At 69.2% G+C, this 9,391-nt stretch carries 8 protein-coding genes; all 8 read left to right on the top strand.

Annotated elements, in window-relative coordinates; genetic code table 11:
- Positions 1–680 precede the first annotated feature (680 nt).
- The 8 genes from cas3 to cas2e are packed head-to-tail and all read left to right on the top strand — an operon-like array spanning position 681 to position 9,220.
- Complete coding sequence (gene cas3 / locus H537_RS0124150; RefSeq protein WP_441293983.1) at positions 681–3,374, top strand: CRISPR-associated helicase Cas3'; 2,694 nt, start codon at positions 681–683, stop codon at positions 3,372–3,374.
- Entirely contained in the window at positions 3,371–4,969 is a 1,599-nt protein-coding gene (casA, locus tag H537_RS0124145; protein WP_051243194.1) for a type I-E CRISPR-associated protein Cse1/CasA, read from the top strand. The genes cas3 and casA overlap by 4 nt, the downstream gene beginning before the upstream one ends.
- A complete protein-coding gene (gene casB / locus H537_RS0124140) occupies positions 4,966–5,508 on the top strand; it encodes a type I-E CRISPR-associated protein Cse2/CasB (RefSeq protein ID WP_028999894.1) in 543 nt (180 codons plus the stop codon). Before casA ends, casB begins: the two co-directional genes overlap by 4 nt.
- Before the next feature lie 17 nt (positions 5,509–5,525).
- Positions 5,526–6,695, top strand: coding sequence for a type I-E CRISPR-associated protein Cas7/Cse4/CasC (gene cas7e, locus H537_RS0124135; protein ID WP_028999893.1), 1,170 nt, complete (start codon positions 5,526–5,528; stop codon positions 6,693–6,695).
- A 2-nt stretch (positions 6,696–6,697) separates the two neighbouring features.
- Positions 6,698–7,393: a type I-E CRISPR-associated protein Cas5/CasD gene (gene cas5e, locus H537_RS0124130; RefSeq protein WP_028999892.1), complete on the top strand. Its 696-nt coding sequence runs from the start codon at positions 6,698–6,700 to the stop codon at positions 7,391–7,393.
- On the top strand, positions 7,368–7,982 hold the full coding sequence (gene cas6e, locus H537_RS0124125; protein WP_028999891.1) for a type I-E CRISPR-associated protein Cas6/Cse3/CasE: 615 nt from the start codon (positions 7,368–7,370) through the stop codon (positions 7,980–7,982). The genes cas5e and cas6e overlap by 26 nt, the downstream gene beginning before the upstream one ends.
- 31 nt (positions 7,983–8,013) lie before the next feature.
- Complete coding sequence (cas1e, locus tag H537_RS0124120; protein ID WP_028999890.1) at positions 8,014–8,943, top strand: type I-E CRISPR-associated endonuclease Cas1e; 930 nt, start codon at positions 8,014–8,016, stop codon at positions 8,941–8,943.
- Positions 8,924–9,220, top strand: a complete 297-nt coding sequence (gene cas2e, locus H537_RS0124115; protein WP_028999889.1) for a type I-E CRISPR-associated endoribonuclease Cas2e — start codon at positions 8,924–8,926, stop codon at positions 9,218–9,220. The genes cas1e and cas2e overlap by 20 nt, the downstream gene beginning before the upstream one ends.
- Positions 9,221–9,391: the final 171 nt, after the last annotated feature.

The following is a 9,391-nucleotide window of genomic DNA, read 5'->3' as shown; positions in this document are numbered from 1 at the left end:
GTATTTCCCGCGTGAGCGGGGATGAACCATCATCCAAGATCCGGCTAAAGCCTCATCCATCGTATTTCCCGCGTGAGCGGGGATGAACCGGTCAATTTCTTGGCCTTGGTGCGCTTGACGAAGTATTTCCCGCGTGAGCGGGGATGAACCGGCAGCGGATCAGGTGGAGCAGGGCGAGCCCCTGTATTTCCCGCGTGAGCGGGGATGAACCGGACCAGGCGAAGGACGTGCAAGAGGCGATTGAGTATTTCCCGCGTGAGCGGGGATGACCCGACGTTGACGGCAGTGCGCCCGGGAATGCCACGGTATTTCCCGTGTAAGCGGGAATGAACCGGGCTACCTAGCAAAGGTGGCGGCCGATCCGTCAAAGCTCGCCTGGACGCAAGCCAAAATGGCCGCTTGAGAATAAAACAGCCTATCTCGCAAAGCCATGGTTATGACATGCTTGCGGCACGCGGCAGTTTCCAAGGCGGGTTTGCTTTCACACGTCAATAGTCTTTTTGTCCTGTAGTCCATCAGCAACACGGTGCCAGCCACGCGCCTCTAGCTCACGCCATGAGCCAGTCGGGTGCAAACAATGGCTGCACCACGACCCACGGAGGAAGAAATGGCAGCGCTTGCAATTCAAGCAAGCTGCATTTCACTGAGCCCGGTTGCATTTGATATTCGTCATTTTATGGATGCGTTGCATGACGCGCTTTGACACCCTCTCCCCAGCCGCCCGCGCCATCTGGGCCAAGAGCGGTGACCCACACGGCCATGGTTTATTGGCCCACATGCTCGACGTCGCAGCCGTTGCCAGGCGTTTGATCGAGCGCGAACCGCCATCGACGCTGAACCGCCTCGCGGCCCGTCTGCAACTGCCGCCCGAGGCATGCAAACGCACCATCGCCGCGCTGGCGGGTGCGCACGATATTGGCAAGAGCATCCCGGGCTTCCAGAAAAAATGGGATCGAGGACAGGAAGCCGACGAAGCCGCGGGGCTGGAATTCAAAAGCGCGTACATGCGCCTGGATGCCCACGACGAGGCCAGCGGGGGGCTGCTGGAAGGGTTGCTGAAGCCCCGCTTTGGCACCTCCACACGCTGCCTGGCCAACGCCGTGGCCGCGCACCACGGCTTCCTCTTCGAAACCAACACGCTGAAGGCGGCCCGGCTGGCGCCCGACCTGGATTGCTGGCGGCGGGCGCGCCAGGAGCTGTTCGACGCCTACTGGCGGACGGTGGATCCGGACGGGCCGCCCTGGGACGTTGAGCTGCAGCTGCCCGAGCTGTCCTGGATCTCGGGCCTGACCAGCGTCGCCGACTGGATCGGGTCCAACGCCGAGTGGTTCGCCCTCGGCGAGCGCGACCAAATCCTGGCCGGCCACTACGAGGCAGCACTGCTCTTAACCGACCAGGCGCTGGACGCCATCCGCTGGCCGCGGCACCACGCGCTGCTGCGGGAGCCCGGTTCCACCGACACCCTGGTCGGCCGCATCGTCGGCAAACCGGACGCGACGGCCCGCCCGCTGCAGCGCAAGGCGGACGAGTTGCTGAAAGGCGTCCAGGAGCCAGTGCTGCTGGTCGTGGAAGCGCCCATGGGTGAAGGCAAGACCGAGCTGGCTTTTCTGGCCCACCTGAGGCTGCAGGCGGCGCTCGGCCATCGCGGCCTCTACGTGGGCCTGCCCACCCAGGCCACGGGCAATGCCATGTTCGGGCGCGCCCTCGACTTCCTGCACGCCTTCGGCCATGAGCTGCCGCTGGACGTGCAACTGGCGCACGGCGGCGCGTTCCTGGATGAGCGGCTGGTGGAGCTGCGCGGCATCAACGATGACAAGGCCGACAGCGTCCGTTCCTCAGCCTGGTTCTCGCAGCGGCGGCGGCCCCTGCTCTCGCCCTACGGCGTGGGCACCATCGACCAGGCGCTGTTCGCCACGATCAACGTCAAGCACCACTTCGTGCGGCTGTGGGGCCTGACCAACCGCGTCGTCGTGCTGGACGAGGTGCACGCCTACGACACCTACACCGGCGGGCTCATCGAGGCGCTGCTGCGCTGGCTCAAGTCACTGGGCTGCTCGGTGATCCTGATGAGCGCCACGCTGCCGCGCGCCAAGCGCGACGGGCTGCTGGCGGCCTGGGGGGCGGACCCCGCCAGCGCGCCCAAAGTCAACTACCCGCGTGCGCTGCTGGCCGAAGGCGGCACGGTGCGGGGCGAGCACTTCGAATGCCGCGATCTGGCCCCCATCGAGTTGCAGGTGCTGAGCGAGGACCTGGACGCCATCGCCCAGCACGCGGCCCTGCTGCTGTCGCAGGGCGGCTGCGGCGCCGTGGTGGTCAACACGGTGGACCGCGCGCAGCGGCTGTTCGAGCGGCTGCAAGCCCTGGTGCCGGACGCCAAGGACACGCTGATGCTGTTCCACGCCCGCTACCCGGCCGACGAGCGCAGCGCGCGCGAGCAGGCAGTGCTGGGCGCCTTCGGGCGTGACGCACAGCGTCCGCGACGCAAGCTGCTGATCGCCACGCAAGTGGTCGAACAGAGCCTGGACATCGATTTCGACTTCCTGGTCTCCGACCTCGCCCCCGTGGACCTGCTGCTGCAGCGCGCCGGCCGGCTGCATCGCCACGACCGCAAGGGCGGGCGCCCGCCCGCCCACGCGTTGCCGGTGTTCGTGGTGGCCGGGCTGCAGGCGCAAGTGCTGCCCGAGCTGATGAAGACGGGCTGGGCATCGGTCTACGAGCCTTACCTGCTGGGCCGCACCTGGGCCATCGTGTCGCGCGAAAGCCGGTGGCAGCTGCCGCAAGACATCGACCGGCTGGTGCAGGCCGTCTACGGCGACGGCGAATTACCCAAGGGCATTGATGCTGCGGCACTGGCTTACATCGATGGCGAAGCCTTTGGCGACCACATAGGCAAGGTGCAGTCGGAAGCGCAGTTCGCCTTCAACGCCGCCATCGACGTCCGCGCTGAGCCCGAGGACGCCTACCACGGCAAGCGGCGCGGCGACGAGGACGCCACGGGGCTCGGCGTCGATGCCAAGACTCGCCTGGGCGAGGACAGCGTCACGGTGGTGCCAGTGCACGTCGACGGCGGGCAGTGGCGGCTGAGCCCGGACGGCGAGCCCTTCGACCCGGCAGTGAAGCCCGGCCACGCGCTCGCGCGGCAGCTGCTCGCACGGCAGGTCCGGCTCAGCCGCACGGCGCTGGTCAAGGCGTTGGAAACGGCCGAGGTGCCGGCAGGCTTTGCCGAGCACCCGTGGCTGCGCGACGTCAAACCGCTCCGGCTCACGGGTGGCATCATGCCTCTCAGTAACAAGCTGCAAGTGCGGCTCGATCCCGAGCTGGGCATCGTCTACCGCAGCGCCGACGACAACAAACCCGAGGAGGCTTGCCGATGAGTGCGCCACCCACCGCCGGCGGGGACGCGGCTGCGCCCGCGTTCAACCTGCTGGACGAGCCCTGGATCCCGGTGCGCCTGGCGTCGGGCCAGGTCACGGAGCTGGGCCTGCTGGAGCTGTTCCGGCAGGCGTCCGGGATCGAGGCGCTGGCCGAGCCCGCGCCGCCGAGCCTCGTGGCGCTCCACCGCATCCTGCTGGCGATCTCGCACCGGGCGCTGACGTGCGGCCAAGGGCGCTGGTCGCACAAAGACCGCGCCCACTGGTACGAGCATGGGCTGCCCGCCGATGTATTCACCGGCTACCTGGAGCAATGGCGCGACCGCTTCTGGCTGTTCCATCCGGAACTGCCTTTCATGCAGGTGGCGGCGCTGGCGACGGCCGAGGAGACGCGGGACAAGCTCAAGCCGTGGACGCAAGTGGCGCTGGACCGGGCCAGCGGCAACACGCCGGTGGTGTTCGACCATGGCGTGGACACGCAACCGCCCACGGTGGATGCCGGCCTGGTGCTGCGGCATCTGCTGGGCTTCCTGCAATTCACGCCGGGCGGGCTGGTCAAGGTGTTCCGGGGCTCGGACAAGGCGGGGCCGCTGTCCAACACCGCGGCGGTGCTGCCCCTGGGCGGCTGCCTGGCACAGACGCTGCTGCTGGGCCTGCATCCGGCGCCCACCGACGCACGGCACGACCTTCCGGCGTGGGAGCGTCCCGCGCCCACGTTGGCGGAGCTTCGGGCCGATGCCCGGCCCTCTTCCGGCTGCTGCGACCGCTACAGCCGCCTCAGCCGCGCCGTGCTGCTGTTGCGCGAGCCGGGCGATGCGCGGCCCCTGGTGCGCTGGATCCGCTTCGGCGCCGGGCTGGCGCTGCTGGAGGACGAGAACGCGCCCGATCCGATGGCCTCGCAGCGTGCCGGCAGCAACGGGATGGTGCGCGTGACCTTCAGCGAAGGCCGGGCCACCTGGCGCGACCTGGGCGCGCTGCTGCCGGACGGCAGCGGCACGCAGGCGCGACAGGCCGCGGTGCTGGGCTGGGCGGACACCCTGCTGGACAAGCTGGGCCAGGGTGACGCCAAGGTACCGGTGATCGTCGCGGGTCTGTGCTCCGACCAGGCCAAGCTGCTGCGCTGGCGCATGGAGCGGTACCGGCTGCCCGCCAACGCCCTGCACAGCGAACAGGCAGCGGAGCAGGTGCGCGATCAGCTCAAGCGCTGCGAGGAGCTTTTCTATCAGGTGCGCAACGTGGCCACGGCCATGTTCGCGCTGACGATGCCCGATGCGGGCAGCAAGGACACGCGCGCCCGTGCGCGCGCCGTGCTCGATGCCGGACCGTTCGCCACTGCCTACTTCTCGGTCGCCGAGCGCGCCTTGCCCGCGCTGCTGGACGCCATCGCTGCCGGCGACTTCGGTGCCGCGCACGCGCAGTGGTCCGCCGTGCTGCTGGGCGCCGCCCGCGGCGCGTGGAACAGCGCCCGGCTGACGCTGGGCTACTCGGTGGCCGCGCTGCGCGCCGAGGCCAGCACCCGGGGCCGCTTCGAGTTCCTGCTCAAGGACCTCAAGCCCGCGCCCGCCGACCAGAACCGCACTGAAGAGCCCACGACATGAGCAGCTTCAACGAAGACTTCATCAAGCACCTTGAAACGCTCAAGGAGCACGACCGTGGAGCCATCGCGGCGCTGCGGCGCAGCTTGAGCTTCGCGCCGGGCAGTTACGTGCCGGCCTTCCAGAGCATCGAGCGCTTCTCGGCCCGGAACGACGACACGCCCTGGCGGCGCCAGGCGCTCTACCTCACGGCCGGTCTCTACGCCCTGCATCCGGAGCACGCCGCGGGGCAGAGCCTGGCCGCCGTCCTGGCGCGGGTGATGCTCGACCGCAAGAGCCCCAGCATCGAAAAGCGCTTCCTCGCCCTGCTCGCCACCGAGCCAGAAGAGCTGCCTGACCACCTGCGCCAGGTTGTGTCGCTGTTGGCTGCAACCAAGGCAGGCATCGACTACGTCGAGCTGTTTGCCAACCTCAGCACCTGGCTGGAGCCGCGAGCCTTCGAAGACCGCGACCGCCTGCGCCAGCGCTGGGCGAAAGCCTTCTACCGCGCCGCCGCACCCGCTGAAAAGCCCGCTGAGCCCGCAACCGCCCAACAAGACTGATTCCCCAGGAGGACCCCGTGAGCCTGTTCGTCGAATACCACCTGATCCAGAACTTCGCCCCCTCCAACCTCAACCGCGACGACACCGGCGCCCCCAAGGACGCCCTCTTCGGCGGCCACCGGCGCGCCCGCGTGAGCAGCCAGTGCTTCAAGCGTGCCGTGCGGCTGAAGGCCAGCGAATCCGGCGCTATCAAGGAAGCGGACCGCGGCGTGCGGACCAAGAAGCTACTGAAGCTCACGCTCGACAAGCTGGAAGCGCAGCCCTACGGCCGCGCCCGCGCCGAGGCGGAGCCTCGCGTCGTCGCCGCACTTGCCGCCGCTGGACTGAAGCTGGATGAGAAGGGACAAACGGAATACCTTCTGTTCCTGGGCCAGCGCGAGATCGACGGCTTCGTGGAGCTGGTGCACGCGCACTGGGACGAGCTGACGACGCCGCCACCGGCGGCCGACGACAAGAAAAAGTCGAAGAAGGAGGCCAGGGCCGATGCGCCGGAGGCCGTGAAAAAGAAGGCCAAGGGCCTGCTCGACGGCGGCAAGGCCATCGACGTGGCACTGTTCGGCCGCATGCTGGCCGACATGCCCGGCGCCAACCAGGACGCCGCCTGCCAGGTCGCCCACGCGCTGAGCACGCACCGGGTCGAACGCGAGTTCGACTACTTCACCGCGGTGGACGACAAGGGCGACGACGACGAAACCGGCGCCGGCATGATCGGCCAGGTCGAGTTCAACTCCGCGACCTTCTACCGCTATGCCGTGCTCGACGCCGCGAAGCTGGTGTCGAACCTGCAAGGCGACCGCGACCTGGCGCTCACCGGCATCGCGGCCTTCACCGAGGCGCTGGCGCGCGCCATCCCCACCGGCAAGCAGAACACCTTTGCCGCGCACAACCCGCCGAGCTTCATCGGCGTGGTGCTGCGCCACGGCAGCCCGTTCAACCTCGCCAACGCGTTCGAGAAACCCGTCTGGCCCGACCGCGCCAAATCCTTGACCTCGCAATCTGTGGAAGCGCTGGCCGGGCACGAGCAGCAGGTGGCCGCCTGCTACGGCGACGGGCGCGACACCTGGGCCGTGCTGGACCTCAGCGGCGCGTGGCCGGAGTCGCTGGGCAAGCGCGTGCGCAACCTGGCCGAGCTGGGCGACTGGATCGGCTCCCAGGTGGCCGCCGCCCTCGACGCCCCGAGGAGCTGAGCATGCCGACGCTGCTGATGCGGCTGGTCGGCCCGCTGCAGTCCTGGGGCACGGCCAGCCGCTTCGACGAGCGCGACACGCAGCTGGAGCCTTCCAAGTCCGGCGTGCTGGGCCTGCTGTGCGCGGCGCTGGGGCGCGACCGCGCCGAGCCGGTGGACGACCTGGCGCGGCTGCGCATGGGCGTGCGCGTGGACCGCGAGGGCGCGCTCATGCGCGACTACCAGACTGCCACGGGCGTGCTCGTGGCGGCCACCGCCAAGCCGGACCTGAACCGCACCGTCGTGAGCCCGCGCTTCTACCTCTCGGATGCCGGCTTCCTGGTCGGCCTGGAGGGCGGCGACTTGGCGCTGCTGGAGCAGCTCAATGCCGCGCTGCGCGCCCCGCGCTGGCCGCTGGCGCTGGGCCGCAAGGCCTTCGTGCCCTCGAAGCCGGTTTGGCTCAGCAGCCGGTGCGCTGACGACGGCCCTTTTGGCGGCCTGCATCCAGGCGCGCTGGAAACCGCGCTGCGAGAGCAGCCCCGCATCGCCAAGTGCCGTATCGAGCACCGCAACGACCTGGTGCGCCTCGTGATCGAGCACGCGGAAGCGGGCGCGCTGCGCCACGACCAGCCCATTGCGCCCTTTGCCGAGCGCCGCTTCGGGCCGCGCTTCGTCCAGCCAGGAGTTCTTGAGCATGTACCTGAGCCAGCTGAGGCTTGACACGGCCAGCGCCGCTGCGCGGCGGGACCTGGCCGATCCCTATCAACTGCACCGCACGCTGGCGCGCGTGTACGCGCCGGACGACGCCACGCCGCCGCCGCGCTTCCTGTGGCGGCTGGAGCGCGGCGGGCCGGTGGGCGAACGCGGCGTCGTGCTGGTGCAGGCGGCGGTGCCCGGCCGCTGGGACGTGCTGGCGGCCCGGTCGGGCTACGAGGTGCAGGGCGACAAGCCGGTCGATACCGGGCAGCTGGTGCAGCCCGGACGCCGCTATCGCTTCCGGCTGCGGGCCAACCCGGTCGTGACGCGCCAGGGCCAGCGCCTGGGCCTGCACAGCCAGGACGAGCAGCTGGACTGGCTGGCACGCCAGGGGAGCCGCCTGGGTTTCGAGGTCGAAGGCGCGGACGTCTCCGGCGCCGAGCGCATCGTCATGTGGAAGCCTGGCGGCAGCCGGCCCAACGTCAAGGACACCGTGCTGTTCGACGGCGTGCTGGTAGCGCGTGATGCCGCTGCGCTGCGCGCCGCGCTGGTAGACGGCGTGGGGCATGGCAAGGCCTTCGGCCTGGGCATGCTGTCGCTGGCACGGGCATGAGCGGGCACATCAGCGCTAGAGCAGCGCCGGCATGAGCAGCGCCCCCCTCCTCCCCCCTCTCAAGCCCATTCCCATCAAGGAGCGCCTGTCGGTCGTGTTCATCGAGCGCGGCGAGGTGGACATGCTCGACGGGGCCTTCGTGGTGGTGGACGTGACGGGCATCCGCACGCACATCCCCGTGGGCGGCGTGGCCTGCATCATGTTGGAGCCGGGCACCCGGGTGTCGCACCGCGCCGCGGCGCTGGCCGCGCGCGTGGGCACGCTGCTGGTGTGGGTAGGCGAGGCCGGCGTGCGCCTGTACTCGGCCGGGCAGCCGGGCGGAGCCCGCTCGGACCGCCTGCTGTACCAGGCGCGGCTGGCGCTGGACGAGGGGCTGCGGCTGAAGGTGGTGCGCAAGATGTACGAGATGCGTTTCGGCGAGGCCTCGCCGGCGCGCCGCAGCGTGGACCAGCTGCGCGGCATCGAGGGCGCGCGGGTGCGGCGTACCTACCAGATGCTGGCGCAGAAGTTCGGCGTGCGCTGGAACGGGCGCGACTACGACCCGGAGTCTTGGGACGTTTCGGACCTGCCCAACCGCTGCCTGTCCGCGGCCACGGCCTGCCTGTACGGCGTGACGGAGGCGGCGGTGCTGGCTGCGGGCTACGCGCCGGCGGTGGGTTTCATCCACACCGGCAAGCCGCTGTCGTTCGTGTACGACGTGGCGGACGTCTACAAATTTGAGACGGTGGTGCCGGTAGCGTTCAAGGTGGCGGCGTCCAACCCGCCGGGCAATGCGGAGCGCGCGGTACGGCTCGGCTGCCGCGACGTGTTCCGCCAGACGCGGTTGCTGGAGCGGATCATTCCGGACATCGAGAAGATGCTGGCTGCGGGCGAGGTCGAGCCCCCGCCGCCCGCGGCCGATGCGGTGGGGCCGGCGTTTCCAGACGAAAAGGGGTTGGGGGATGTTGGTCATCGTGGTTGAGAACGCACCGCCGCGGCTGCGCGGGCGGCTGGCGGTGTGGCTGCTGGAGGTGCGCGCTGGCGTGTACGTGGGCAGCTACAGCCGCCGCGTGCGCGAGCACATCTGGAGCCAGGTGGAGGAAGGCATCGATGACGGCAACGCGGTGCTGGTGTGGGGCAGCACCGCCGAGGCCGGATTCGAGTTCAGGACGCTGGGCCCCAACCGCCGCCTGCCGGTGGATTTCGATGGTGTGCAACTTGTGAGCTTCCACCCGGAAGCCCCTGGCGACGCTCCTTAAAAACTTGCGCAACATCAAGACAGTTTTTCGGTAGAACCAAAGAGGTCCGAAAAACCGTTTAAAATCAATGGGTTAGGAGTAGAGTATTTCCCGCGCGAGCGGGGATGAACCATCATGGACAAGGAAACGCCCCCCCCGACCGTATTTCCCGCGCGAGCGGGGATGAACCGC

This window comes from Azohydromonas australica DSM 1124 (genome assembly GCF_000430725.1).
Classification (GTDB): Bacteria; Pseudomonadota; Gammaproteobacteria; order Burkholderiales; family Burkholderiaceae_C; genus Azohydromonas; species Azohydromonas australica.
The sequence above is the reverse complement of the archived record's forward strand: the minus strand, read 5'-3'. Positions and strand labels throughout refer to the sequence as shown.